Annotated in this window: 21 protein-coding genes and 1 pseudogene; 12 read left to right on the top strand and 10 right to left on the bottom strand. The window is 66.6% G+C overall.

The window, feature by feature from the left end; genetic code table 11:
- Nucleotides 1–81 precede the first annotated feature (81 nt).
- The 5 genes from ACIOU8_RS01055 to ACIOU8_RS01035 all read left to right on the top strand — a co-directional run bounded on the left by ACIOU8_RS01055 (nt 82) and on the right by ACIOU8_RS01035 (nt 6,591).
- A complete protein-coding gene (locus tag ACIOU8_RS01055) occupies nt 82–1,065 on the top strand; it encodes an ABC transporter permease (protein WP_400784986.1) in 984 nt (327 codons plus the stop codon).
- The gene (locus ACIOU8_RS01050) at nt 1,065–1,982 is read left to right on the top strand and encodes an ABC transporter permease (RefSeq protein WP_400784984.1); all 918 of its coding nucleotides are present in this window, start codon (nt 1,065–1,067) and stop codon (nt 1,980–1,982) included. The genes ACIOU8_RS01055 and ACIOU8_RS01050 overlap by 1 nt, the downstream gene beginning before the upstream one ends.
- Nucleotides 1,979–3,910, top strand: a complete 1,932-nt coding sequence (locus tag ACIOU8_RS01045; RefSeq protein ID WP_400784982.1) for an ABC transporter ATP-binding protein — start codon at nt 1,979–1,981, stop codon at nt 3,908–3,910. The genes ACIOU8_RS01050 and ACIOU8_RS01045 overlap by 4 nt, the downstream gene beginning before the upstream one ends.
- A 117-nt stretch (nt 3,911–4,027) precedes the next feature.
- On the top strand, nt 4,028–5,740 hold the full coding sequence (locus tag ACIOU8_RS01040) for an ABC transporter family substrate-binding protein (RefSeq protein WP_400784980.1): 1,713 nt from the start codon (nt 4,028–4,030) through the stop codon (nt 5,738–5,740).
- 83 nt (nt 5,741–5,823) lie between these two features.
- Entirely contained in the window at nt 5,824–6,591 is a 768-nt protein-coding gene (locus ACIOU8_RS01035; RefSeq protein WP_400784978.1) for an alpha/beta fold hydrolase, read from the top strand.
- On the opposite strand, the gene ACIOU8_RS01030 is transcribed toward ACIOU8_RS01035, so the two are convergent.
- The gene (locus tag ACIOU8_RS01030; RefSeq protein ID WP_400784976.1) at nt 6,542–7,807 is read right to left on the bottom strand and encodes an MFS transporter; all 1,266 of its coding nucleotides are present in this window, start codon (nt 7,805–7,807) and stop codon (nt 6,542–6,544) included. The two genes, ACIOU8_RS01035 and ACIOU8_RS01030, sit on opposite strands and share 50 nt — an antisense overlap.
- A 238-nt stretch (nt 7,808–8,045) precedes the next feature.
- Between ACIOU8_RS01030 and rpsT the strand changes: the two genes are divergently transcribed.
- A complete protein-coding gene (gene rpsT / locus ACIOU8_RS01025) occupies nt 8,046–8,306 on the top strand; it encodes a 30S ribosomal protein S20 (protein WP_400784974.1) in 261 nt (86 codons plus the stop codon).
- 166 nt (nt 8,307–8,472) lie between these two features.
- On the opposite strand, the gene holA is transcribed toward rpsT, so the two are convergent.
- Nucleotides 8,473–9,510: a DNA polymerase III subunit delta gene (gene holA, locus ACIOU8_RS01020; RefSeq protein WP_400784972.1), complete on the bottom strand. Its 1,038-nt coding sequence runs from the start codon at nt 9,508–9,510 to the stop codon at nt 8,473–8,475.
- Between the two features lie 40 nt (nt 9,511–9,550).
- Nucleotides 9,551–11,842, bottom strand: coding sequence for a ComEC/Rec2 family competence protein (locus tag ACIOU8_RS01015; protein WP_400784970.1), 2,292 nt, complete (start codon nt 11,840–11,842; stop codon nt 9,551–9,553).
- 222 nt (nt 11,843–12,064) lie between these two features.
- Here ACIOU8_RS01015 and ACIOU8_RS01010 point away from each other — a divergent pair, with 222 nt between their 5' ends.
- Both ACIOU8_RS01010 and ACIOU8_RS01005 read left to right on the top strand, forming a co-directional pair.
- On the top strand, nt 12,065–12,520 hold the full coding sequence (locus ACIOU8_RS01010) for a DUF805 domain-containing protein (RefSeq protein ID WP_400784968.1): 456 nt from the start codon (nt 12,065–12,067) through the stop codon (nt 12,518–12,520).
- A gap of 266 nt (nt 12,521–12,786) precedes the next feature.
- Nucleotides 12,787–14,028, top strand: coding sequence for a Fic family protein (locus ACIOU8_RS01005; protein ID WP_400784966.1), 1,242 nt, complete (start codon nt 12,787–12,789; stop codon nt 14,026–14,028).
- A gap of 55 nt (nt 14,029–14,083) precedes the next feature.
- On the opposite strand, the gene ACIOU8_RS01000 is transcribed toward ACIOU8_RS01005, so the two are convergent.
- Nucleotides 14,084–14,611, bottom strand: coding sequence for a hypothetical protein (locus tag ACIOU8_RS01000; RefSeq protein WP_400784964.1), 528 nt, complete (start codon nt 14,609–14,611; stop codon nt 14,084–14,086).
- Between the two features lie 384 nt (nt 14,612–14,995).
- Between ACIOU8_RS01000 and ACIOU8_RS00995 the strand changes: the two are divergent.
- Nucleotides 14,996–15,596 (top strand): annotated as a pseudogene (locus ACIOU8_RS00995) (IS5 family transposase); the annotation flags it as partial.
- On the opposite strand, the gene ACIOU8_RS00990 reads toward ACIOU8_RS00995, so the two are convergent.
- From ACIOU8_RS00990 to ACIOU8_RS00980, 3 genes are all read right to left on the bottom strand, one after another.
- Nucleotides 15,587–15,844 carry a hypothetical protein gene (locus tag ACIOU8_RS00990; protein ID WP_400784962.1) on the bottom strand — a complete coding sequence of 86 codons (258 nt, stop codon included), beginning with the start codon at nt 15,842–15,844 and terminating at the stop codon, nt 15,587–15,589. The pseudogene ACIOU8_RS00995 and the gene ACIOU8_RS00990 overlap by 10 nt on opposite strands.
- 797 nt (nt 15,845–16,641) lie before the next feature.
- A complete protein-coding gene (locus tag ACIOU8_RS00985) occupies nt 16,642–17,169 on the bottom strand; it encodes a hypothetical protein (protein WP_400784961.1) in 528 nt (175 codons plus the stop codon).
- 108 nt (nt 17,170–17,277) lie between these two features.
- Nucleotides 17,278–17,934, bottom strand: a complete 657-nt coding sequence (locus ACIOU8_RS00980; RefSeq protein ID WP_400784959.1) for a phosphatase PAP2 family protein — start codon at nt 17,932–17,934, stop codon at nt 17,278–17,280.
- A gap of 223 nt (nt 17,935–18,157) precedes the next feature.
- Here ACIOU8_RS00980 and ACIOU8_RS00975 point away from each other — a divergent pair, with 223 nt between their 5' ends.
- Nucleotides 18,158–19,435: an FAD-dependent oxidoreductase gene (locus ACIOU8_RS00975; protein ID WP_400784957.1), complete on the top strand. Its 1,278-nt coding sequence runs from the start codon at nt 18,158–18,160 to the stop codon at nt 19,433–19,435.
- A 12-nt stretch (nt 19,436–19,447) separates the two neighbouring features.
- On the opposite strand, the gene ACIOU8_RS00970 is transcribed toward ACIOU8_RS00975, so the two are convergent.
- Together ACIOU8_RS00970 and ACIOU8_RS00965 are read right to left on the bottom strand one after the other, a co-directional pair.
- Nucleotides 19,448–21,040, bottom strand: coding sequence for an alpha/beta hydrolase (locus ACIOU8_RS00970; protein ID WP_400784955.1), 1,593 nt, complete (start codon nt 21,038–21,040; stop codon nt 19,448–19,450).
- Between the two features lie 21 nt (nt 21,041–21,061).
- Entirely contained in the window at nt 21,062–21,709 is a 648-nt protein-coding gene (locus ACIOU8_RS00965; RefSeq protein WP_400784953.1) for a hypothetical protein, read from the bottom strand.
- 87 nt (nt 21,710–21,796) lie between these two features.
- On the opposite strand from ACIOU8_RS00965, the gene ACIOU8_RS00960 reads away from it, so the two are divergent.
- Together ACIOU8_RS00960 and ACIOU8_RS00955 are read left to right on the top strand one after the other, a co-directional pair.
- Complete coding sequence (locus ACIOU8_RS00960) at nt 21,797–22,414, top strand: TetR/AcrR family transcriptional regulator (protein ID WP_400784951.1); 618 nt, start codon at nt 21,797–21,799, stop codon at nt 22,412–22,414.
- A gap of 4 nt (nt 22,415–22,418) precedes the next feature.
- Nucleotides 22,419–23,105, top strand: a complete 687-nt coding sequence (locus ACIOU8_RS00955; protein WP_400784949.1) for a serine hydrolase — start codon at nt 22,419–22,421, stop codon at nt 23,103–23,105.
- Nucleotides 23,106–23,126: 21 nt separating this feature from the next.
- On the opposite strand, the gene ACIOU8_RS00950 is transcribed toward ACIOU8_RS00955, so the two are convergent.
- Complete coding sequence (locus ACIOU8_RS00950) at nt 23,127–24,071, bottom strand: alpha/beta hydrolase family protein (RefSeq protein ID WP_400784947.1); 945 nt, start codon at nt 24,069–24,071, stop codon at nt 23,127–23,129.
- Between the last annotated feature and the right edge of the window lie 118 nt (nt 24,072–24,189).

Below are 24,189 nucleotides of genomic sequence, written 5' to 3'. Positions count from 1 at the left end.
GATGGTGATTGACTGTCTTCCCGGCTCAGCGTTGCGTCGGCAAAACCCGCGCGCGCCTGTAAAAGAGAAAGAATCATCACCTTGATCAAGTATCTGTTGCGCCGCCTGCTGGGCTGGGTGCTCATGATCGTCATCGCGACGAACATCACCTACTTCCTCGCGTGGCTGTACCTCGACCCGGAGAACAACTACGTCGGGCGGCGTCCGCCGCTCTCGGCCGATCAGATCGACAGCCTCCTGCGCCCTCGCAATCTCAGCGAGTCGGTACCTCTCATCGAGCGGTGGTGGACCTGGTTCTCCAACATCCTCTTCCACTGGAACTGGGGGCTCAGCCCCACAGGCGAGTCCGTCAACGAGCAGGTCGCCTACCGCGTCTGGATCAGCGCGGAGCTCGTGCTCGGTGCGACGATCATCACGACGATCCTCGGCATCGCCCTCGGCGTGTACACCGCCTCGCGGCAGTACAAGCTCGCCGACCGGATCGGTCAGGCCACCAGCATCATCACGATGAACATCCCGACCGTGGTCGCCGGTTTCGCTCTGGTCCTCCTGGCGATCAACTTCAACAACGCGGTCGGCACGACCGTCTTCTACGTGGTGGGCTCGTCGAGTCAGGGGGTGGAGGGATTCTTCCCCGTCCTCATAGATGTGCTGCAGCATCTGACGCTCCCCACACTGGGCCTCGTGCTCACCGGGTATGCGGGCATCCACTTCCTGCAGCGTTCGCTGCTGCTCGACAACATCAAGGCCGACTACGTGCGCACCGCACGGGCGAAGGGCCTGACCAAGCAGCAGGCGATTCGCAAGCACGCACTGCGGACCTCGCTGATCCCGGTCACGACGCAGGTCGCGTTCACGATCCCCGCGGTCTTCACCGGCGCGGTGCTGACGGAGACGATCTTCAACTGGAACGGAATGGGTCGCTACTTCATCCAGACCCTCAACAACAACGACATCCACGGCGTGGTCGCAGTCGCGGCATTCGGCGCCCTGATGACGGCGATCGGCGCGATCCTCGCCGACGTCGCCGTGGTCGTCCTCGATCCGAGAGTGCGGGTGAGCTGATGGCTCTGGACAGCATCGGGGTCTCCCCCGAAATCGAAACCAAGCCGAAGAACCGCAAACGGACCTCGATGCTGACGCTGTACACGCGTCGCTTCATGCGCAACCGCGGCGCGCTGATCGGCGTGGTGATCCTCGCCGTCCTTGTGGTGTTCGCGATCGTCGGGCCCCTCATCTCTCCGTACTCGCACACCGACCTCGACTTCCTCGCGCTGCGGCAGGCCCCTTCGGCCGAACACTGGTTCGGGACGAACGGTTCGGGCAACGACAACTTCGCCCAGGTAGCCGTCGGCCTCCAGCGCTCGATGATGATCGCCGCGCTGGTCGCGATCGGCACCACCGTCGTCTCGGCGCTCATCGGTGCCACCGCCGCGTACTTCGGCGGGCGGTACGAGCGGATCATGCTCGCGATCATCCACTTCATGATGGTCGTGCCGAACTTCCTGATCCTCGCGATGATCTCGAACGACGCCGGGGGAAACTGGCTCGTGATCTCGCTCGTGATGATCTTCGTCGTCGGCTGGTTCTTCCCGGCGCGCGTCATCTGGACGCTGTCGCTGTCGATCCGCGAGCGCGAGTACGTGCACGCGGCACGCTACGCCGGCTTGTCGGGCATGCGGATCGTGATCCGGCACATGCTGCCGAACATCGGCTCGCTGCTGGTGATCAACTTCACCCTCGGTGTGGTCTCGGCAGTGCTCACCGAGACCGCCCTGTCGTTCCTCGGGTTCGGTGTGAAGCTGCCTGACGTCTCACTCGGAGCGCTCATCGGCTACGGCTCGAGCACGCTCGTGAGTGCTCCGTGGCTGTTCTACTTCCCCGCGGCGGCGCTGACGCTGCTCACCGTCTCGATGGCACTCATCGCCGACGGTCTGCGCGACGCCCTCGATCCGACCTCGGCGGCTGGAGGTCGCGCATGAGTACTGTCCTTTCCGTCCGCGACCTCAAGGTCAGCTTCCCGTCCGAAGCGGGCCGCGTCGACGCCGTCCGTGGCGTCTCCTTCGATCTCGAAGCGGGCAAGACGCTCGGCATCGTCGGCGAGTCCGGTTCGGGCAAGTCCGTCACCTCGCTCGCGATCATGGGCCTGCTCGACGACAACGCCAAGGTCACGGGCTCCATCATCTACGACGGCCAGGAGCTGCTCGGCAAATCCGACAAGCAGCTGTCGGTGATCCGCGGCAACGGTATGGCGATGGTCTTCCAGGACCCCCTCACCTCGCTCACCCCCGTCTTCACGATCGGCGACCAGCTGATCGAGGCGCTCACGGTGCACCGCCGACTGTCGAAGAAGGAGGCGTGGGATCGCTCGGTCGAGCTGCTGAAGCTCGTCGGGATCCCCGAGGCGGAGCGCCGGATGAAGGCATTCCCGCACGAGTTCTCCGGCGGCATGCGTCAGCGCGTCGTGATCGCTATCGCGATGGCGAACGACCCCAAGCTGATCATCGCCGACGAGCCGACCACTGCGCTCGACGTCACCATCCAGGCGCAGATTCTCGAGCTCATGGAGAAGGCGCAGCACGAGACCGGCGCCGCGATGATGATCATCACGCACGACATGGGTGTGGTCGCGAAGACCGCCGATGACGTGCTCGTGATGTATGCGGGCAAGCCCGTCGAACAGGCGCCCGTGCGTGAGCTCTTCTACCGCACCCGGATGCCGTACTCGATCGGACTCCTGGGTGCGATCCCTCGCGTCGACAAGACCGAGAAGGTGCCCCTGATCCCGATCAAGGGAAACCCGCCGCTGCTGATCGGCCTGCCGGATGCGTGCCCTTTCGCGGCGCGCTGCCCGATCGCGATCGACGCGTGTCGTGAACGCGAGCCCGACCTGCTGCCGATCACCACGGAAGGCCATTCCGACCATTCGGTCGCCTGCATCCGCGCGAACGACATCGACGACGACGGCACGATCGGCGGCCTGCCGGTGTTCCCGATCCCCGAGATCCCAGCGAGCACCCTCGCCGAGGTCCCCCGCGAGGATCGTCCCATCACGCTGGAGGCCGTCAACCTCAACAAGATCTTCCCGCTGATGAAGGGCGCCTTCTTCAAGCGCAAGGTCGGTGAGGTGCACGCCGTCAAGGGCATCAGCTTCGACATCCGCCAGGGTGAGACCCTCGCGATCGTCGGAGAGTCCGGCAGCGGCAAGACCACGACACTGCTGCAGATCATGGACCTGGTCGCCCAGGAGGACGGCGACATCCGGATCGGCGGCACGAGCGTCTCGGACATCAAGAACCGGGCGGAGGAGCGCAAGCTCCGTCGCGACCTGCAGATCGTGTTCCAGGATCCGATGGGGGCACTCGACCCTCGAATGACGGTCTGGGACATCATCGCCGAGCCCATGTTCGCGATCGGCATGAGCAAGGACGACGTGTTCGACCGCGTCGAAGAGCTCATGGGGCTCGTCGGCCTCGACCCCGCGCACAGCGACCGGTTCCCCCAGGCATTCTCGGGCGGTCAGCGTCAGCGCATCGGCATCGCGCGAGCGCTGTCGACGAACCCCAAGATCGTCGTGCTCGACGAGCCCGTGTCGGCGCTCGACGTCTCGATCCAGGCCGGCGTGATCAACCTGCTCGACGAGCTCAAGGCGAAGCTCGGCCTGTCGTACCTGTTCGTCGCGCACGACCTGGCGGTCGTGCGGCACATCGCCGACAGGGTCGCCGTGATGTACAAGGGTTCATTCGTCGAGCACGGCGACGTGGATCAGGTGTTCGACGATCCGCAGCATCCGTACACGAAGGCACTGCTGTCGGCGATCCCGATTCCCGACCCCGACATCGAGCGCACCCGCGAGCGGATCATCCTCCCCGTCGAGGGCTTCGACGCAGAGGCGATCGCCGCCAGCTGACCTGTATAGCGATGTGCACAGTCCGGTAACGGTTCCGTGTCCCTGGGGTTTCGCCCGCGAGTTGCGGGGTTAGTCTGCCCCTATCCCAAGTAAGGCCGACAGGCACTAAGGAGTACCATGAAACGGCATCAGAAGCTGATGGGCATCGCTGCTCTCGGCGCCGCCTTCGCACTCGTCATGAGCGGGTGTGCACCGGCAGGCAACGGCGGCGGCGACAGCGGTGAAGGCGAAGCTCAGACGGTCGAAGGCGCGGACTACAACCCGCAGCCCCGCGAGAACCTCGCAGAGGGCGGGGAGCTCCGCATCCCCGTCTCGAACATCGCCGAGCAGCTCAACTACTTCCACAGCGACGGCGACGCTCGCGTCACCCAGATCGCGACGTGGTTCCGCCCGCAGATCCTGCTGATGGATCCCGACGGCACCGTCAAGAAGAACGACGCCTACCTTGACGACTACTCCTTCGGAGTCGAAGACGGCAAGACCGTCCTGCACTTCAAGGTCAACGAGAAGGCAGTCTGGAACGACGGCACACCCATCGACGTCACCGCGTTCAAGGCCACCTGGGAAGCGAACAGCGGCGAGAACGAGGAGTACCAGCCGAACGCGACCGACGGCTGGAAGGAGATCGAGTCCGTCGAGGCCGGCGAGAACGACCGCGACGTCATCGTGACCTTCAAGGGCGAGTTCGCCTGGCCCGAGATGGTCTACTCGCAGCTGCTGCACCCGGCGGTCAACACGCCTGAGCTCTTCAACACCGCCTTCCTCGGCGACTGGCACCCGGAGTGGGCCGCTGGCCCGTACACGGTCGATGAGTTCGACAAGACCGGCGGCGTGGTCACACTCGTCCCGAACGAGAAGTGGTGGGGCAACGCTCCGCTGCTCGACAAGGTCTCCTTCATCCAGATGGAGCCGACCGCGGCGGTCAACGCCCTGCGCAACGGCGAGGTCGACATGGCCGAGACCGGCAGCGCCGAGCTGCTCGCACAGGTCGAGGGCCTCGAGGGCGTCGAGACCTACAAGGGTCAGGCCACCGCGAACGCGATCTTCACGCTGAACTCGACCAACCCCGTGCTGTCCGACCTCGAGGTCCGCAAGGCCGTGTTCGAGGCCATCAGCATCGAGCAGGTCAAGGACATCGTCTTCAACGGTCTGAACTACACGGAGGAGCCCGCCGGCTCGCTCACGCTGTTCTCGTTCCAGCCGAACTACATCAACGCGCTGGAAGAGGCCGGCCGCAAGGACGGCGACGCCGAGGGTGCCAACAAGCTCCTCGACGAGGCCGGCTGGGTCGCCGGTGCCGACGGCATCCGCGAGAAGGACGGCGAGCGTCTTTCGCTGGTCTTCCCGGTCCACTCCGACACCGAGACCGCACGTGCTCGTTCGCTGGCAGTGCAGGCGCAGCTGAAGGAGGTCGGCGTCGAGGTGACGATCGACACCCGTCCGTCCGCTGACTTCGCCGAGGACTACACCACGCAGAACGGTGACATCTTCTTCCTCAACTTCACGTCGTCCGACCCGTTCGGTGCTGCCTGGTTCTGCCAGCTGTACTGCTCGGACAGCGGCCTGAACCTCTCGGGCACCGGCACCGAGGAGATCGACAAGATGATCCACGAGGAGCTCGAGACGATCTCCGACCCGGTCGAGCAGACCAAGAAGGCCATGGAGATGGAGTCCGAGATCTTCGCGAAGACCTGGGGCATCATCCCGGTCCTCAACGGCCCGGAGATCTGGACCGTCAAGGAGGGTCTCGCCAACCTCACGCCCGAGCCCTACGTGGGTCTCGACCTCTTCGGCATCACGCCGGTGGAGAACGTGGGATACGAGAAGTAATCCAGAAGGAGCCTGACTCGTCAGTGCTTCGCAGCGGGGTCGGTGGTTCATCCACCGGCCCCGCTTTTCTCTATGCTGAAGGCGTGAGCGTCCAGATCGTCTTCGTGCACGGCATCCGCACGTCCGCGACGATGTGGCGTTCGCAACTGGAGTTCCTCGACGAACAGGGAATTCCCGCGGTCGCTGTCGATCTTCCCGGCCACGGCACGCGGATGAACGAGGACTTCACCCTGCACGAGGCGCTCCATACGATCGACGTCGCCGTGCGCGATGCCGCCACGCGAGGCCCCGTGCTGCTCGTCGGGCACTCGATGGGCGGACTCCTCTCGCTCGCCTACGTCGGCGGCGCCGAGGCACCGAAGATCGCGGGTCTGGTGGCAGCGTCGTGCACCTCGCTCCCCCGCGGCGCCGGGCTCGCGGCGTATCGCGCGATCGCCAGGGCGGTCGACCGGCTGCCCGACCGAGGGATGTGGATCACGAAGCGCATCCTCGAGGCGACGATCCCCGAAGAGACACGCTCGGACTTCGCGGCCGGAGGGTATGCCCTCGACACCCAGGACACCGCGCTCCGGGATCTCGCGACCCTCGATCTCGCCACGGCTGTGGGCCGAATCCGTGTGCCGCTGTGGTTCGTGAACGGGCAATGGGATCAGCTGCGGGTCAACGAAGCCCTCTTCCGCAGGCTCGCGCCGCACGCAGAACTGATCGTGGTGCCGCGCACCACGCATCTCGTCACCGCGATGCGTCCGCAGATCTTCAACGCCGTCCTGCGTCTGGCCGTCGCGACCATCGAGTCCGGAGCTACGGCTGCGGCAGCGGATCCCGCGCAGGCTGCCTCGCGAGAGCGGTGAGCCCGCCGCCGATGAGCGACAGCACAGCGGCGGTGATGAACACGAGCCAGAACCCGCCGACCAGCGCCACGAGTCCAGCGCCGAGCACGGGGCCGATCAGCTGACCGAGCGCGGCCGTGACGTGGACGATCCCGAGATCTCTGGCGTGATCCTTCTCGTCGGGAAGCAGGTCGGCGGCGAAGGCGAGTCCGACGGTCGAGAACGCGCCGTAGCCGAGCCCCATGAGCGCGGCCGCGATCATCGTCGCCTCGAACGTCGGCACGACGGCGATCACGACACCAGAGGCCGCCTGCACGAACGTCGCCACGATGGCGAGAGTGCGTCTGTTGCCGGTGCGGTCGGACAGCACTCCGGTGAAGACCGACGCAATCACCACGAAGAGCGTGTACACCACGATCAGGAGCAGCAGATTGTCTTGCGCCACCGTCGTCTCCTGATGCAACCCGTGCAGCAGGAAGAAGAGGAACAGCGCGGTGCCCAGCGCGTTGCCGATGTTGGTCACGAGGCGGCCCGACAGCATCCAGGCGAAGTCCCGGTCGCGCAGCGATGCGAGCAGACGACGGTCGCGCGTGCCCGGCAACGAGCCTGCGAACGCAGGCGGGTCGGGAAGAAGAAGCGCCGCGACCGTCCCGACGACGGCGATCACTGCGGCGAGCAGAAGGTAGCCGTCGCGGATGCCGAGCCCGAGGAGCACCACGAGACCGACCCCCAGGACGATACCCACCGCCTGGCTCGACCCTACGGCGGCAGCTGCCGCACCCCGCTGTGTCGTGGGCAGCTGATCGGCGATCAGCGCGGTGAAGGCGGCAGACGACACCGATACGCCGATCGACACCCCGACCCACGCGGCCCCCACAGCCCAGGGACCCTCGCTGAAGCCGGTGACGACCAGGAACACCGCGGTGACCAACACGCCGCCGATCGCCCACGGGCGCCGGCGCCGGCGTCCGACACGTGCGCGGTCTGACAGGGCGCCGGCCACGGGGCCTGCGCTGATGCCGGCGAGACCGCCGATGCCGAGAACGAACCCCGAGGAGATGACGCCGCTGATCCAGTCCTCTTCTGCGGTGTCGAGCTGGAGTGGCAGCAGAAGCTGCACGGGCGTGAGCTGCACCGTCCAGATGGCCAGCCAGGCGAGTGCGAACACGGTCATCCAGCGCGGACCTACCCTGCGCGAGCCGGGCACAGGCGAGACGGGTGGGAGGGCGGGGCTCATGTCGCTCCTTGACGTCGATGTCGCGACGCGGGTGTCGGGATACTGATGATTGTGCACCCGCATGCCCCCGTGCCGCATCCGCAAGAGGAGGCGCCCTCCCCCGTTTAGGGCGAACCGCCGAGATGCTGGTAGAGTGGGTTCTTGGCTTGCGTGTGGGTTCTTCCCTCACGACCGCCGAGTGGAAGCCCTCTTCTTCTGCCGGCATTTCCTAACAACTCCGTACAGAAAGCGTCCACACGTGGCAAACATCAAGTCGCAGATCAAGCGCAACAAGACCAACGACAAGGCTCACGAGCGCAACAAGGCCGTGAAGAGCGAGCTGAAGACGCACATCCGCGCGACGCGCGCTGCCGTCGTCTCCGGCGACAAGGCTGCAGCCGAGAAGGCTCTGAAGGCCGCCTCCCGCAAGCTCGACAAGGCCGTCAGCAAGGGTGTCATCCACCAGAACCAGGCTGCGAACCGCAAGTCCTCCATCGCCAAGCAGGTCTCCGCTCTCTGAGCCGATTCCACGCCCAGCGGTGTGACAAGAGCCCGTCCCGTTCGCGGGGCGGGCTCTTTCGCATGCGCTGCTGCCCAGGGCACTGGGTCGGGCACGCGTGACAGAACTCGTTCGAACTCGCGAAAGCGAGAACGTCAGTGACGCTGCCGCGCACCCGCGGTGACGCTCACTCGCCGAACGGCTGCCGGGTCGCGATGACCGTGAGCATGCGCTCGAGCGCGAAGATCGGGTCGCGCGCCGCGCCCTTCACCTCGGCATCAGCGCGAGCCGTCGCCTGGATGGCCATCCCGAGCGACCGCTCATTCCACCCGGCGAGGTCGCGCCGTGCACGGTCGACCTGCCAGTCCTTCATGCCGAGCCGCTGGGCGAGCTGACGACTGGGTTCACGGTTGCCGGCGACGCGCGCCATCGTGCGCAGCTTCATCGCGAAGGCGGCGACCATCGGCACCGGATCGGCCCCGGAGGCGAGTGCATGACGCAGCGCGACCAATGCCTCGCCGTAGCGGCCGGCGATCGCCGTGTCGGCGACGACGAAGGCCGAGACCTCGACGCGCCCGCCGTAGTACTTCGTGACGACGTCTTCGGTGATGTCGCCCTCGACGTCGACGATCAGCTGCTGACAAGCCGCCGCAAGCTCGGTGAGGTCATCGGAGAACGCCGAGACCAGGGCGCGCAGCGCGGGCGGTGCGATCCGCTTCTTGGCCGCCTTGAACTCCCCCGCGGCGAAGTCGACGCGATCGCCGTCGCGCTTGATCGCCGGGCACGGGATCTCGATGCCGTCGCCGGTGCCCGCGCGCACTGCGTCGAGCAGCTTCTTGCCTCGCACGCTGACTCCGGTGTGTCGGAGGATGACCGTCGCTCCCTCCTGGGCGTGATCCAGGTAGGAGACTGCCTCCTGCAGGAAGGCATCCGAGCACTTCTCGACACCGGATACGCGCACGAGTCGCGGTTCGCCGAACAGCGACGGCGAGGTCAATGAGAGGAGGGTGCCGGGCGCATAGTCGTCGGCGCGCACATCGGTCACCTCGAGCGCAGGGTCTTCGGTGCGGAGGTAGTCGCGGACCCCCGCGATCGCACGCTCTGCGCAGACCTCTTCGGGCCCGAACACGAGCACGACGGGAGCCGGTCGTGGCTCACGCCAGGAGACCTGTGCGATCTTGGCTGCCTTCGCTCCGCCACGGGAGGGGGTACGAGAGGCAGCCATGATTCCAGACTACCCGGGGCCGCAGACGTCGCCCTCGCCGTCAGGGCGGCTGCCTCTCCGTCCAGAGCTGCAGCTCATCGCCATCGAGACCGACGAGGAGTCGGCCCTGCTGGTCGGTGCGCAGCACGCGAGCGCCGGCTGTCTCGAGCGACGTGAGAGTCTCTGCTCGAGGATGCCCGTAGTCGTTGTCGGCGCCGGCACTGAACAGGGCGATGACCGGGCGCAGATCCTGATACAGCGAGAAGTCCTGATCACCGCTGCCGTGATGCGCCACCTTGACCACCGCGTAGTCGCCCCTGAGGTGGGCGGTGCGCACCAGCATCCGCTGAGGCTCCGCCGACAGGTCGCCGAGGAAGAGCGACCGCGGCACCCCGCCGCCTTCGACCTCGAGAACCACGCTCTGGTCATTGCCCGGCGGGAACACCTCTGACCCACGCTGCGGCCACAGCACCTGCCACGATGCGCCGCCCAGATCGCCCTTCAACCCCGCCCCGGCGAGGGTGATCGTCGCACCGCCGTCGGCGAAACGCTGCAGCATCCGCTCATCGCCGCTCTCCCCCGTCGGTCCGTGCAGCAACGCACCTACTCTGCCCTGCACGGCTTCGACACCGCCGACATGATCGAGGTCGAAATGAGTGATAACGAGCAGGTCGATGTGCTCGACGCCGAGACTGCGCAGGCAGGCCGCCAGGGGCTCGGGCTCCGGCCCCGTGTCGATCAGCGCGACCCGGCCGTGAGACCTGACGAGCAGTGCGTCTCCTTGGCCGACATCGCAGGCGGCGATCGACCAGCCAGCCGGGCTGGTCGCGCTCGCGAGTGGCCCGTTGAGAGCTACATGGGCGCCGCCCAGGGCGAGCACCACTGCGAGAACGGATGCGGAGGCACCTCTGACGAGCGGGAGTGTGCGGCATCCGTCGGCCAGAATCACCCCGGCCGCCACGCTCACGAGGCCGACGAGCACCGCACTTGCGACGCCCGGAACCACCGCGACCTGCGCGAAGGGAAGTCGGGCGGTGATGCCTGCCGTGTGCGCGATCCAGGAGGCCGACAACCACGCGGAGGCTGCCAGGAGGTCCGCGAGCAGTGGCACCGGAGCTGCGAGGCACGCGAGAAGACCGATGATCGTGGCGATGGGAGCTGCGGGCGCGGCCAGCAGGTTGGCCGCCAGGCCGACGAGCGACTGCTGCTCGGCGAACAGAGCGATGACAGGACCGCACACCAACTGCGCTGCGGTAGGCACCGAGATCGCCAGAGCGAGAGGCTGCGGCATCCACCGTGCGAGTCCGCGGGCCAGCGACGGCGCGAGCATGATCAACGCCCCCGAGGCGGCGACCGACAGTGCGAACCCCGCGGTGGACGCCAGCCACGGATCTGCGATGAGGATGCCGCTCGCGCTGAGCGCGAGCATTCCGGCCCCGGCGCTCGGCCGACCGAGCAGCAACGACAGCATCGCGACACCGGCCATGACCGCCGCCCTGATCACGCTGGGTTCCGGCGTCACGAGCACGACGAAACCCGCAAGGGCGACCGCGGCCGCGACGACCCGGGTCGCTCGTCCGGCCCCGCACAGCGCGGCCAGCCAGAAGACGGCGCCGACGACGATGGCGCAGTTCGCCCCGGAGACAGCCGTTAAATGACTCAGCCCGCTCGTGCGCATGTCGTCGTTCAGCTCGGTCGACACCGCCCGGGTGTCGCCCACGGCGAGCCCAGGAAGCAGACCTGCTCCGGGTTCGGGGAGACGTGTGGACCGCTCGATGAAGTCGCTGCGCATATCGGCCGCCACCGCGAACACCCCGGATGCCGGCACCTCGACCGATGCCGTGCTCGCGAACACCACGAGCGCCGACCTCTCCCCCGGATCCGTCGCCGCCGCCTCGCCCTTCACCCTGAGCGTCGCACCGAGATCGAATCCGTCAGCCGGATCGATCCCGACCCGCACCGGCGCCGACGCCGCCCGCAGCGAGCCCGGCGACCCGATGCCCGTGACCTGCACCTCCATCCACAGCCGACCGTCCCGACCGACCGACGCCGACGAGGTGATCTCCCCCGTCGCCTCGACCACACGCCCATCCCACGACGCCGCGCTGTCTCGAGCAGGAAGCGCGACCATGATAGTGATCGACACCGCCGCCACAGCTGCGAGCACGACGAGCACCACGCCCGCCGCCGATGCTTGGACGACAGGGCGCCGCAGCATCGCCGCCAGCACCACGGCCGCCCCGACGACCCCGGCGAGCACGAACCACCCCGCCGAGACGGGCACGAACAGGCCGAGCAGCGCGACCACCCATACCGCCCCGGCGATGGGGAGAAGACGCAGATCGCGCCTCACCCGCGCACACCGTCACGAATGAAGACGGAGGGCCGGGATCGAACGCCGATGCCGTACACGAGTGCATGCATCAGACGAACCTAAAGGCGACCGCAGCAGCCTCTCGGACTCAGACCCACCCACAGTGGACACCCGTCAGCGGCCTCGCGATGTGCAGAGACAGAGAGCGCCGCCGTGGCCACGCACTGTGCGCCACGATTCGTTCATGGATATGTTCCTGGTATGACGACGACACAGCTCGCCCTCAGCGAGCCTCTCTACGGGGCCTCGTTCCCGCAAGCCGTCTCGCGCTTCTTCCGCAAGTACGCGACGTTCAGCGGACGGGCCAGCCGGAGCGAGTACTGGTGGTGGGTGCTGGCGAACGTACTCGTCGCCGTGGCCTTCAATCTCGTCGGATCGCTGACCGACCCACAGTGGACGTCTCGCCCCATCGACGTATTCTCTCCGTTCGCGTCCGGCGGTGCCTTCGCGTTGGCGAGCCCGGTAGGCGCGGCATTCCTCATCTACGCAACAGCAATCCTCATTCCCGCACTTGCCCTGACATGGCGGCGACTCCATGACACCGATCGCAGCGGCGCGTGGTTCTTCATCGTCTTCGTCCCGATCGTCGGAGCCATCGTGCTCCTCGTCTTCACGCTGCTGAGCGCACGCCCCGCCGGTGCTCGCTTCGACGAGTAGTACCAACTGCCGAGTACCCAAGAGAAGCCACAGTGACCGACCCAGAAGACCAGGCTCGCCTCGCACGTCTCCAGGAGATACGAGAGCGCATGGAGGAGCTGCGATTCGAGGCCCTCGCGGAGCGCGGAGGTAGAACCTTCACGAGCGAAGAGACGCTCGAGTTCATCCGTCGACATGATCTCGCAGTAGACAGCCCCGGGCACCAGACGCGGGTTGAGCCTCCCTTTACCCACACTTAACTACATAAGTGTTGGTATGATGAGGTGATGTCCACGTCTTCGCCCAGCACCCGCATCCCCATCGATGCTGTCTCGAGCGAGGCCCTGGACTGGAAGCCGCGGGCACCGGAGATGTTCTCACGGGCCGAGGTTGTGCGTCAGACCGGGCCATATGAGGCGACGGTCACGGCTCCGATCGCCGAGTGGAGCCCTCAGGTCCCGAGCGAAGACGCCGCTGACGTCGAAGACGCCACGCGCCAGTTGGTCGCGTTCGACGAGCATGCGCGGCGCACGCTCGGCACCGACAACCCGGCCCTGGGTCCGATGACCGCGATCCTGCTCCGCACCGAGTCCGCGTCCAGCTCCCAGATCGAGCAGCTGACGACGTCGGCAAAGCAGCTGGCTCTCGCCGAGATCAATGAAGGCGACAAGGCCAACGCGCTCACCGTGATCGGCAACGTACGCGCCATGGAAGCAGCTCTCGCGCTCTCGGACGAGATCTCCGAGGAGTCGATCCTGCAGATGCACCACGCTCTGCTGCGCCACCAGCCCGGCCTCGAGAACGAAGCAGGTCTCTACCGCCAGGAACAAGTCTGGATCGGCTCCGGCACCGCCGGCCCCCGCCAGGCGGAGTTCATAGCTCCCCAGCACGACCGGATTCCCGGTGCGATCGGTGACCTGGTGAGATTCGTGAAGCGCCAGGACATCTCCGTGCTCGTCCAGGTCGCTGTCGCACACGCCCAGTTCGAGACCATCCACCCGTTCGTCGACGGCAACGGCCGCACCGGTCGCGCGCTCGCGCAGTCCATCCTGCGCAACAAGGGTCTCGTCGGTTCGACCGCCGTACCGATCTCTGCAGGACTGCTCGTGAACACCGGGCGCTACTTCGAAGCGCTGAGCGCTTTCCGCGCCGGCGACGCCGCCCCGATCATCCGCGAGTTCGCCATGGCGAGTCGCATCGCCGCGTCCACGGGGATGCAGCTGGTCGACGACCTCGTGACTCAGCTGGACGAGTCCCGCGCTCTACTCCAGGGCGTCCGCTCGGATGCTGCGGTCTGGAAGATCCTCCCCGCGCTCGTCGGACAGCCCGCGGTGAACACGAAGTACCTCATGAGTGCGCTCGGACTCGGCGAGATGGCGGCCCTGCGCGCGCTGGACACGCTCACCGACCGCGGGGTGCTCACCGAGACGACCGGCCAAGGACGCCACCGCGTCTGGCAGTACCGCGGGATCTTCGACGTCCTCGACGGCTACGCCGAGCAGATCCGCCGAATGACCGCTCGACGCTAGCCGCCCGTCAACGGCGGAGCCGCCCGAGACAAAGTCCCCCGGGCGGCTCTCGTGTCTACGCCGTTGGCTTCCAGTACACGCTTGGTGAGAGCTGCTCGAATCCATCGGGTGTCGTTCCCGTGTCACCTGTGAACCAGAACGAGGGTCCGTCCAGAACGTTCACCCGAACGGGGAGCGAGTCCCCGCACAGGCCCTGACTCTCGTCCTCGTCTGAAACAACCACGACGCAATACGAGGTCACATCATCGACCTCCACGGACCGACCGATGAACACTCGCCAGCCCTCCTCCTCGCCGGCGAAGCGAACGGTGGACTCGTCCAGCTGCAGACCGTCCACCTCGTCCACTTCCGCAGGCAGGGCGTCTTCCGCGTTCGCGGTTTCGCTCAATTCCGGGGTGCGGTCCGGTTGCGCGATGCAGCCGGCGAGCAACCCGATCATCAGCACTGACGCTCCGAACAGCGCAGGTCTCTTCATGCGCTCCATCAAAGCCGATATCGGCACTGAATGCCCCAGGTTGTCCCTGGTGTCGGGGAACTGTACTTCCACCGCGTGCGACCGTGGAGCCGACTCGACCTCGTCCACCTGCGAATACCGCCGTCACGACCTACTGGTCGAGGTCATGTTGTCGGTCCGCTGTCGAGGGGAGACTTCTCGGCAGTCTTGATTCTCTCTTGAGGCTCCAGGCGCTGCTCGAACAACAGGCGCCAGAGCGCGGCGCGAAGCAGTGGGGTGGGCGCGGCGCGTCCGCCTCCGGGCTTCATGCCCGGACCAAGGCGGGCGTTTTCATAGTTCAGTCGCGACCGTTCGTCGGGTGTCAGTGGTGAGTGCACTTCGACGTACTCCCCACCCGGTAACCGCACGATCCGTCCAGTCTCGAATCCATGGAGCATCAGGTGTCGATCCTTGCGCTGCAGACCAATCGCGATCCGGCGCGTGGGACTGCTGACGGTTCGGTTGACTCGTCTTGAGGGGCTGGTCGATTGGTCGGTGTCGGTGGACTCGACGATCGCCAGGGCGCATCAGCACGCGACGAATACGACGCGCCCCACAGGGGGCTGGATCGAATTACACGAATCCGGCCGCCGAGCCGCCTGATCACGGGATCGGTCGCTCACGCGGTGGCCTCTCGACGAAAATCCATCAACTCGTCGACGGTAACGGTCTCCCGCTGGTCACCGTGATCACGCCCGGTCAGGCTGGGGATTCACCAACGCTGTTACCGATGCTGGAGATGCTCCGCGTGGAGCGCCCGGTCGGCCGGCCCCGCACGCGCCCAGACGCGGTCCGGGGCGACAAGGCCTATTCATCACGCGCGATCCGGTCGCACGTGATTCCCGAACCGAGAGACCAGCAGGGCCATCGGAAGCGGCGCGGCTCACGTGGCGGCAGACCCGTCGGCCTCGATGCTGACGATTACCGGAACCGCAACGTGATCGAGCGCCGGTTCTGCCACACCAAGCAATGGCGAGGCCTCGCGACCCGCTACGACAAACACGCGATCGTCTACCGCACCGCCGTCCTCATCCAGGCCGCTATCGCGTGGACGAGCAAGCTCACTCAAGCCTGAGTTGCCTCGCCCAATTTCAACTGCGCCTTGATCGCAGCGAAAGCGCCCGCCCACCCGCTGGCGAATGCCGCGAACATCGCGCTGGCCGCGGCCATCTGAGCACCAGACGCATCGGCGGCGGCGAACCCGAACCAGACAATCGCAGCGCCCACACCGACGATCGCGACCACGTTGACAAGCCGCACCGTCAGCTTTAGCCGCTGAACACTGTGAACGCTCACTTCACGTCCTCGAAGCATCGAATCCATAGGCCAACTGCACCACACAGGTGACGCGCACACATCCCCCTGAAGACGGACATTGGCTACGGCTCACTCATTGTCAGACACGCCCTAGTTCTTCATCGTCTTCGTCCCGATCGTCGGCGCCATCGTGCTCCTCGTCTTCACGCTGCTGAGCGCACGCCCTGCCGGTGCTCGCTTCGACGAGTAGTCCGGCCGCTGCGAAGAAGTGGCAACTTGACGCCGTGCGGGGGCCCGTCACTCTTGTCGGCGTCGTCGCGCGCCGACAGACAACAGCACCAGTCCTCCGCCGAGCACAACCAGCCCCAGCATCATCCCCGCCGTATCTTGGGGAAGCGCAACGCACCCCGCAGCGACGTCGTCTTCCGGGCACGACCGCCATGGCTGCAGAGCGAAGACGGCGGCCATCACACCACCCACAGCAACGGCGAATGCCCCGCAGAGCGTGTACTTGGAAGCGCGGATTTTGGCTTGTGACGGACTCATAGTCGTTGTCCCCTCATCTCGGGTGCAGGTTCCGTCTTGCTAGTTCAGTATGCGGTAGCGGTGTTCCCGCTGCACCGGTGCACGGCGACGCTGTTGGTTCAGATGACGATGCGGTCGCGGCCAAAACGCTCCAGAATCCTTGAGCCGGCGCAGGCAGTGCCGAAAGGGAGGCAGTCGATTGTGCCCTCCCGTACCATCCGCACGGGAGGGCAGCTCTGGAACCGTGGCAACGGCGTAGTCCGTATTGCAATCGCCGAAGCCGACTTCCACTCGCAGACGGAGCTGAATGTACGGTTTGACGACGATGAGTCGATCCTCTACAGAGTTCGCGCCCTCGCATCGTCGGACGCCGTGAGCCGGCCTTGCGGATCGAGCCTGCTCGTTCTCCTCGCGCGCATCGCAAGCAACACCGCAGACAGGGCTGCAACCAAGCCGACAGCTTGGACAGCGACGCTGAGCCCACCCATCAGAACCCATCCGGACAATCCCTCGGGAAGTCCTTCACGGACACCTCCGGTCTCCGCCATGGCCGCCCCCTGAAGAACAAACCCCCACGTGATCAAGACGATCACCGCGAACGCGAAGCTGCCCACCAAGGCAATCGCCTGCGGAATCGGATCAGATGAGCTCTGACGCATCACTAGCAAGAGGACCGCCGCGCTGAGTACCGCCAATGAGACGTACTGCAGGAACGGAATCTGAGGTTGCGTGACTGCGACGATCACGTTGTTCAGGTCATATACGCCTCCAGCGAGAGACCCAGATATCTGAACTTCGAGGATCCCCGCGACCACGACATAGACCGCCCCCGCGAGCAGGCCCGCAAGTACACGGAGAATGATCATTTCTTGGCTCCCTCTCGTTGTAAGCGAAGCAGCTCCGCCGACGGGTCATCGCGTGTGCACACCACCCAACCGAATCAGGCCAAGTAGCGATCGGTGCGAACGGCCAGACTACGAGACGGTGCGATCATCTGCATCCCGCGTGCTCCGGCTCACGTCTCGGCGCCCACGAGAAACGTCGAACACGAGCGTCAGGAGGACGGGAAGTCCCATGCCGAGGAGAGCACCGATCGCGACATCGTGAACGTAGTGCACACCTTCCAAGACTCGTCCGGTTGCAACGAGCACAGCAAAGCCGATCATCGCCCACGTGATTGCCGTTCTGCCGAGCAGCACCGAGACCACAGCCACTGCGCCGAAAGCGAGGGTGGCGTGATTCGACGGCAGCGACCAGTCCCCTGCCGGCGGACACTCAGCCGCCGTCACCCAGCGAGAACATGGACGTGGCTGCGCGAACAGCACCTTCAGTCCTTCGCTCGCGGCGTACGCCAGCACGACGCCGATCGATGCGACCGCGGCGCGCGGCCGTTGCTCCGGATGCTTCCACCAGACGAGACCAATCGCCGACCCCGCAGCCAGCGCAAGAAGCACCAGCGTGATCTCCGACACGAGGTCGACTCGCGGGACGGACAGGCCGAGGGAACTCAGCCACTTCGTACCCACCACGCTGAGGCTGCCTGGGGTCTGCGCGCAGATCAGCGCTATGGCCGCCACAGCCACGATGATGAGCGGTAGGAGCCTGCGAGGGATCACTGTGCGAGAGGGCATACGCTCGACCGTATTCGCGGGCGCGGCGTCTGGGCATCAGACCGGCGATGTACGTTCATCAGGCCAGAGATGGAGATCTGCGGCGGCCGGCAGCGCGCGGCCAGGTGCCGAGTCCGTGCGCGCGTCCGCTCCACCGCATCCCGTCGTACGCTGGTGCAATGGAGCCGACGCTGCGCGATCTGTTGATCGTGCTCGGCGAACCGCCGAGGGGAAGTGGTCCAGAATGCATGACGTGATCGTGATCGGCGCCGGACTCGCAGGGCTCCGCTGCGCCGGGCTGCTCACCGCAGGCGGACTCGATGTCGTCGTCCTCGAGGCGGCGGATGCCGTCGGAGGACGCCAGCGCACGGACATCGTCGACGGCTTCCGGCTGGATCGCGGCTTCCAGGTGCTCAACCCGGCCTACCCGGCGCTCCGCCGCAGCGTCGATCTCGACACGCTCGCGCTGGGGAGCTTCCCGGTCGGTGTGCGGGTGCGCACGATTGATGGGACGGTCGAGCTGCGGCATCCGCTCCGGCATCCGCTGTCGATCGGCACGACACTGCGCAGCGGCCTGGTGAATGGTCGGGATGCCGTCGCGCTGGCGCGCTGGGCCGCACCGGCTCTGATGCATCCGCTCTCTCGTCTCGCCCGCAACGACGTCACCGTGCGCGAGGCCTGGGATGCCGTGGGGCTCCGCGGCCCGCTACGCACCGCCGTGCTCGAGCCGTTCCTCGCCGGGGTCCTGGCAGAGAGCCGCGGCGAGACGTCCAATGCGTTCGCCCAACTGCTCGTCCGCTACTTCGCGGTCGGCCGCCCTGGCCTCCCCGCACAAGGGATCGCCGCGGTCCCGGAGCAGCTTGCCGCACGCGCGCGCACGGCGGGCGCCGACATCCGCCTCGGTGCCGGCGCGGACCGGATCTCGGCGCACGGAGACGGCATCCGGGTGGAACTGACCGACGGAGATTCCGTCCGTGCAGCTCGGGTGGTCGTCGCGGTCGGCGCCGATGATGTCGCCGGTCTCACCGGGCTTCCGGCACCGGCGACGAACGGCCTGCAGACATGGTGGTTCGCCGCCGCCGAACCTCCGACCACGTCCGCGTTGCTCACCGTCGACGGGCGCGGCGGCCGCGGCCCCGTCGTGAACACCGTCGTGATGACGCACACCGTGCCCTCGTATGCCCCGGCCGGCCGGCACCTCATCGCCGCGACATGTCTGCTGCCGCGCGACGGTGAACCCGCCGAGGAGAACGAAGTCCGACGCCACCTGGGCGAGATCTGGGATGCAGACATCAGCGCGTGGGAGTTGCTACGGCGCGACGACATCGAAGACGCGCTCCCGGCCCAGCCGGCACCCCTCGGTGCACCGCGATCGCCGCGCTACGCCGAGCGTCTGTACGTCGCAGGCGACCATCGAGACACCGCGTCCATTCAAGGAGCCCTCGCGTCCGGCGAACGTGCCGCGCGCGCGATCCTCGCTGACTCGGGATCTTCGAGGAGCGCCGCACCCATCAGCCTCTGAAGAACTCCGGGATCACAGAGCGCAACGTGCTCCTTCGTCGGGCAGTTGGAGGTCGACGAGGTAGTCGGCGACAACGCCGTCGACGCATGCGTCTCGGGAGATGACGGTGCCGTGCTGATTGCCGTCGACGGTGAGCAGCCGTGCGCCGAGCGTGTCGGCCAGGCTGATACCGCCCTCGTGCGGCGTCACCGGATCTCCGGTGGCGGAGACCACGAGAACCTCGGGAAGTCCGTCGATGTCGGTTGCGTACGGCTCGCCGAGGGTCGGTTCGGCGGGCCAGTACTCGCATCCGTCCTGCGTGGCGGGAGCGGTTCCCGGGTCGAGGAACGGCACTGCGTCGTTGAGGTCTTCGCCGAGCTGCGCCATCTCCTCGGCGGTGAAGCGGCCTTCGTCGAGGCAGTTGATCGCGAAGAGCGCCTCATACGAGTTCGTGTACTCACCGCTCCCGGAGCGTCCGTGATATCCGTCACGCAGCGCGAGCAGGGCATCCGGTCGCCCTTCCTTCAGCTCCGACAGCCCGGCCAGAATCGTGGGCCAACTCGCCTCCGCGTAGAGTCCGGCGACGATCCCCTCACCGGCGGCGAGGAAGCCCACTTCGCGGCCGTCAGCGGCCGTCAGCGGATCATCCACGAGAGGCTGCAGCAGCCCCTGCACCTCGGTCGTCGCATGTGTCGGATCGTTTCCGAGAGGGCAGGCGACCTGAGTCGCGCAGTAGTCGGCGAAACGCTGGAACGACGCCTGGAGCCCCTCACTGAGCTGGATCCGGCGTTCACCGCTGCTCTTAAGCGGGTCGACGGCCCCGTCGAGGACGAGGGCGCGCACGTTCTGCGGGAACATCTCGGCATACACCGCTCCCAGGCGGGTGCCATAGCTCACCCCGGCGAACGTGAGCTTGTCATCGTCGAGTGCAGATCGGAGGATGTCCAGGTCACGGGCGGTGTCGCGGGTTCCCAGGTGGGCGAGCACCTCTTCGCTCCCCGTGCCGTCGGCGCACTTGTCGACGATCTCGCGGGCGGACTGCTCCGTCCACTCACCGAGCGCAGAGAGGGGAACGTCTGCATCTCGCACTTCGTCGGTGTAGCAGCCGACCGCCGGGAGGCTGAGGCCGACGCCACGAGGATCGAAGCCCACGATGTCGAACCGCTCGGTGACCGCGCCCCCCGTCCAGAGCGCGGCGACCAGCGGGGCGAAGGTCGTCGCGGCAGCACCCGGCCCGCCCGGGTTCAGCACGACCGACCCGATGCGGTCGTCGCCGGTGGCCGCGATGCGGGTCACCGCCAGCTCGATGGTCTTGCCACCGGCATCCTCGTAGTCGATCGGCACCGTGAGCATCGCGCACTCGGCGCTCTCGGCCGCATCGATGATCTCCGGAACAACGGGCTGAGCACCCACGATCATGGGGTCACAGGGACCGAACGCGAGCTTCTGCTCCATATACTGCTCGAGCCCTGTCGCGGTCGAGTCTCCCTGGTCGTCCGGTGCCGCGGTGGTGCACCCGGCGAACACCAGCACGGACGCGGTCGCGGCCGCAGCGATGCCCGCCGACCTCCATCGCTGACGGACGCCGTCTTTCCCTCGGCTGCGCATCGGAGAGAGCTTCATCATGGTGACTCCTTTCGTGGTGTGTCAGCTGGCGAGTTCATCGATCCAGCTCGATCGCATCCGCAAGGCTCGCTCAGTGCTGCCGACGACAGCTACGAGCCCGATGAGCAGATTGACGTGGAGGGGGAGCTGGATGGGCGACGTGAAGGTGCCGATCGAATCCGCGATCGGGGGAATCTGCGAGAGGGCCTCGATGATCTGGGGAACCTCGACGCAGAGGCCGACCACGACGAACAAGACGGAGAGGGTGCCGATCACTCGGCTCACTCCGGGATGGCGCTGGTGCAGGCGGGCGCGACGACCTTCGGCGGATCGCGGATCGGGTGACAGCTGCTGTTCGGTGCCGTCCGTTCGCACGTAGTGGCATCGTTTGAGCCCGAAGCCGGTGATGGCCACCTCGATGTGGCCGCCGGGCACGGAGAAGCGGGTGGGCAGCTTCGCGTACGACTGCAGCGCTCCGTCGACGTAGAGGCGGGCGCGGACCTCGCCGTCGGTCGCATCTCCCCCATGACGGACTTCGACGGCATAGGTCGATGTCCTTCCGTCTTCCGAGGTCAGCGTGATCGAGCGGAGCGATCGGCTGAACATCTGCCACCAGCGGTAGCGTCGCAGCGGCTCGCCGGATCCGGCACGGACGCGACGGTTGCGCCAGTTCGCGATCCCCATCGTCATCATTCCCTTTCTATTAGCACAGCGTGATAGTCAACGAGAGGCTAAGCTAGCACACTGTGATAGACAGGTGTCACACGAAGGATGGACATGGACGTTGAACCGAAGGAAACGGGCACCCGCTCGAAGATCCTCATCGCCGCAGCGACGATGCTGGGTGAGAACCCCACCGCGCGACTGAGCGTGCGGGCTGTCGCCGCCCGCGCTCAGGTGAGTACGGGCTCGCTGCGGCACTTCTTCCCCACCCAGCGGGAGCTCGTCGAGACGGTGGTCGCCGCGATGTACGACCTCCAGATTCCCGACGATCCGATCAACGACCACTCCCTGAGCCCGGAAGAACGCCTCGTCGCGTGCCTGCAGCTGCTCCTCTTCCACGTGGGGGTGGGCGACCGCGCCCGGCAGCAGTGGGCTTCCCTCTACGAGGCCTATGTGGCGACGGCCCCGTCAGAAGACGAGGCCGCGGTCTACCTCGCCCTGGATCGCATGGGGCGCCATCGCATCGAGCAGTGGCTGACCACCCTGGTCGACGAAGGCGCGACCCCCGGGGGCGAGCTCGAAGCGCGAGCGCGGTTCCTCGCGACCGTGACCTCCGGCATCGCGACCGAACGCGCACTACCTTCCGAGACGGTGCGCGTCGACTCCGAGAACGCGACTCTTCGACTCGCTGTCCACGCGGTCACGACCGGGTGGCCGTTCGGGGGCGTCTGAGAGCATGCGTCGGCGCCTTTGCCTCACCCTCGGCTGCCTTCTGACCGTCGCCGCGCTCACCGGCTGCGCCGCCACGAATTCGGGGCCCTCCGCATCCACCGCAGCTTCCCCCGCCGGCACCCCGACAGCCGCCGCACCCTCGCCCGACCTCGACTCCGTCGTCGAGGAAGATCTCATCGGCCTCGAGCAGGAGTACGACGCGACCATCGGTGTCGTGGCCGTCGATACCGCCACCGGCGAGTCCGTTTCGTACGGCGGCGACCGGCGGTTCGGCTTCGCGTCCACCATCAAGGCCTTCGCCGCTGCGGAGTTCCTTCGATCGGTGCACGGCTCGGACCGTGACGAGCTCGTCCGGTGGACGGCAGCAGAGGCGGACGCCGCCGGCCACGCTCCCGTCACATCGCAGCATGTCGAGGACGGGCTGACCTACGCGCAGCTCGCCGAAGCCGCCGTACGATCCAGCGACAACGCTGCTCTCAACCGGGCCGGCGCTCCCGACGGGTGGGCTGTCGCCGACAAGTCCGGCGGAGCAGGTGCGATCCGCAACGACATCGCTCTGGTCACGCCACCCGAGCGAGACCCCATCATCATCACGGTACTGACGTCACGGAACGATCCCGAGGCGGCTTTCGACGACGCGCTCGTGGCCCGAACCGCATCCGTCGTCCTGAACGCACTCGAACGCAGCTGAGGAGCAGGCCCCGAAGCGTGGTCACTTGCTGTCCGCGCGGCCGATCGCAGAGGCGCTGGCTGTGAATGCCGCGCGGGCAGCGGGCCAGCTGTTCTCATCGACATGCAGAGCGGTTCGGAGGTAGGCGGTGCTCATTCGCTGGATGACGGCGACGCGCTCCGGGTTCTCGTCGGTGGTCTCGGCCACTTCGTAGCCGACGATGCCACCGAGGGAGTGCTCGGCACCGTAGAACGTGAGGAGGTCGGTGACGCCGGGACTGTGCGTGTATACGTCGGTGAACCAGTCGGGTCCGCGACTGGACATCTTGGACTGGTCGTGATCACCCGCGACGACGAGCGCCGGCGTGGTGAGCTCCTCGAACGAGGGTCGCATGAATGGGAAGTTCGCCCGCGCGAACGGGTGAAGGTCATCGCCACCGAGGCCGGTAGCGGCGAAAAGGATGCCGGCGGTCACGCGACCGTCGGACATGTCCTCGCCGACCCGACCCGCTTCGTCCAGGATCCGCGCACCGAGCAGCGACTGTGCCGTCTGTCCGCCCCAGGAGTGACCGGCAGCAGCAATGCGACGGCCGTCCATGCGGCCGGCGAGCCCGGGTACGGCGCCCTCGATGGTGTCCAGCTGGTCGAGGATGCGGGTGAGATCCGCGATCCGCTCGGTCCAGATAGTCGGGAACACCGGGTGGTCGAAGCCGAAGCCGTTCCGGCGCGAGTCGAGGTGGGTGGGCTGGATCACGACGAACCCGCGGGAGGCCCAGAACGCAGTGAGCGGCGCGTAGCCATCGAGGTTCCATCCGTTGCCGTGGGAGAACACCACCACGGGGAGGTCGGTACCGGCCGTCGGCGCGGACACGCGCACCTCCAACGGGACCGGCCGATCGGGGGCGGACAACGTGACAGGAGCGACGGAGACGACCGGAGCGTCGGTTCCGATGATGTCGTCCAGTGCGTTGACGAGAGACGAAGTCATGGCGATTCCTTTCTCAGGGAATGCTCTGCGATACTTTTATCGGAGCGCTGTTCCGCAACATTACGGAACATTGCTCCGTAATGCAAATGCATGCACGACGACTGGCGAGGATGGACCT

Origin of the sequence: Microbacterium sp. NPDC087589, from assembly GCF_044743635.1 — a bacterium.
In the GTDB taxonomy this organism is placed as follows: Bacteria; Actinomycetota; Actinomycetes; order Actinomycetales; family Microbacteriaceae; genus Microbacterium.
The sequence above is the reverse complement of the archived record's forward strand: the minus strand, read 5'-3'. Positions and strand labels throughout refer to the sequence as shown.

Excerpts from the sequence above, each read along its gene's own strand:
- ACIOU8_RS01005 (WP_400784966.1), top strand. The coding sequence starts at position 12,787 with ATGTCCACGTCTTCGCCCAGCACCCGCATCCCCATCGATGCTGTCTCG.
- ACIOU8_RS00970 (WP_400784955.1), bottom strand. The coding sequence starts at position 21,040 with ATGATGAAGCTCTCTCCGATGCGCAGCCGAGGGAAAGACGGCGTCCGT.
- ACIOU8_RS00960 (WP_400784951.1), top strand. The coding sequence starts at position 21,797 with ATGGACGTTGAACCGAAGGAAACGGGCACCCGCTCGAAGATCCTCATC.
- ACIOU8_RS00980 (WP_400784959.1), bottom strand. The coding sequence starts at position 17,934 with ATGCCCTCTCGCACAGTGATCCCTCGCAGGCTCCTACCGCTCATCATC.
- ACIOU8_RS00975 (WP_400784957.1), top strand. The coding sequence starts at position 18,158 with ATGCATGACGTGATCGTGATCGGCGCCGGACTCGCAGGGCTCCGCTGC.
- ACIOU8_RS00950 (WP_400784947.1), bottom strand. The coding sequence starts at position 24,071 with ATGACTTCGTCTCTCGTCAACGCACTGGACGACATCATCGGAACCGAC.
- holA (WP_400784972.1), bottom strand. The coding sequence starts at position 9,510 with ATGGCTGCCTCTCGTACCCCCTCCCGTGGCGGAGCGAAGGCAGCCAAG.
- ACIOU8_RS00985 (WP_400784961.1), bottom strand. The coding sequence starts at position 17,169 with ATGATCATTCTCCGTGTACTTGCGGGCCTGCTCGCGGGGGCGGTCTAT.
- ACIOU8_RS01045 (WP_400784982.1), top strand. The coding sequence starts at position 1,979 with ATGAGTACTGTCCTTTCCGTCCGCGACCTCAAGGTCAGCTTCCCGTCC.
- ACIOU8_RS01030 (WP_400784976.1), bottom strand. The coding sequence starts at position 7,807 with ATGAGCCCCGCCCTCCCACCCGTCTCGCCTGTGCCCGGCTCGCGCAGG.
- ACIOU8_RS00955 (WP_400784949.1), top strand. The coding sequence starts at position 22,419 with ATGCGTCGGCGCCTTTGCCTCACCCTCGGCTGCCTTCTGACCGTCGCC.
- ACIOU8_RS01010 (WP_400784968.1), top strand. The coding sequence starts at position 12,065 with ATGACGACGACACAGCTCGCCCTCAGCGAGCCTCTCTACGGGGCCTCG.
- ACIOU8_RS00965 (WP_400784953.1), bottom strand. The coding sequence starts at position 21,709 with ATGACGATGGGGATCGCGAACTGGCGCAACCGTCGCGTCCGTGCCGGA.
- ACIOU8_RS01040 (WP_400784980.1), top strand. The coding sequence starts at position 4,028 with ATGAAACGGCATCAGAAGCTGATGGGCATCGCTGCTCTCGGCGCCGCC.
- ACIOU8_RS00990 (WP_400784962.1), bottom strand. The coding sequence starts at position 15,844 with ATGGATTCGATGCTTCGAGGACGTGAAGTGAGCGTTCACAGTGTTCAG.
- ACIOU8_RS01050 (WP_400784984.1), top strand. The coding sequence starts at position 1,065 with ATGGCTCTGGACAGCATCGGGGTCTCCCCCGAAATCGAAACCAAGCCG.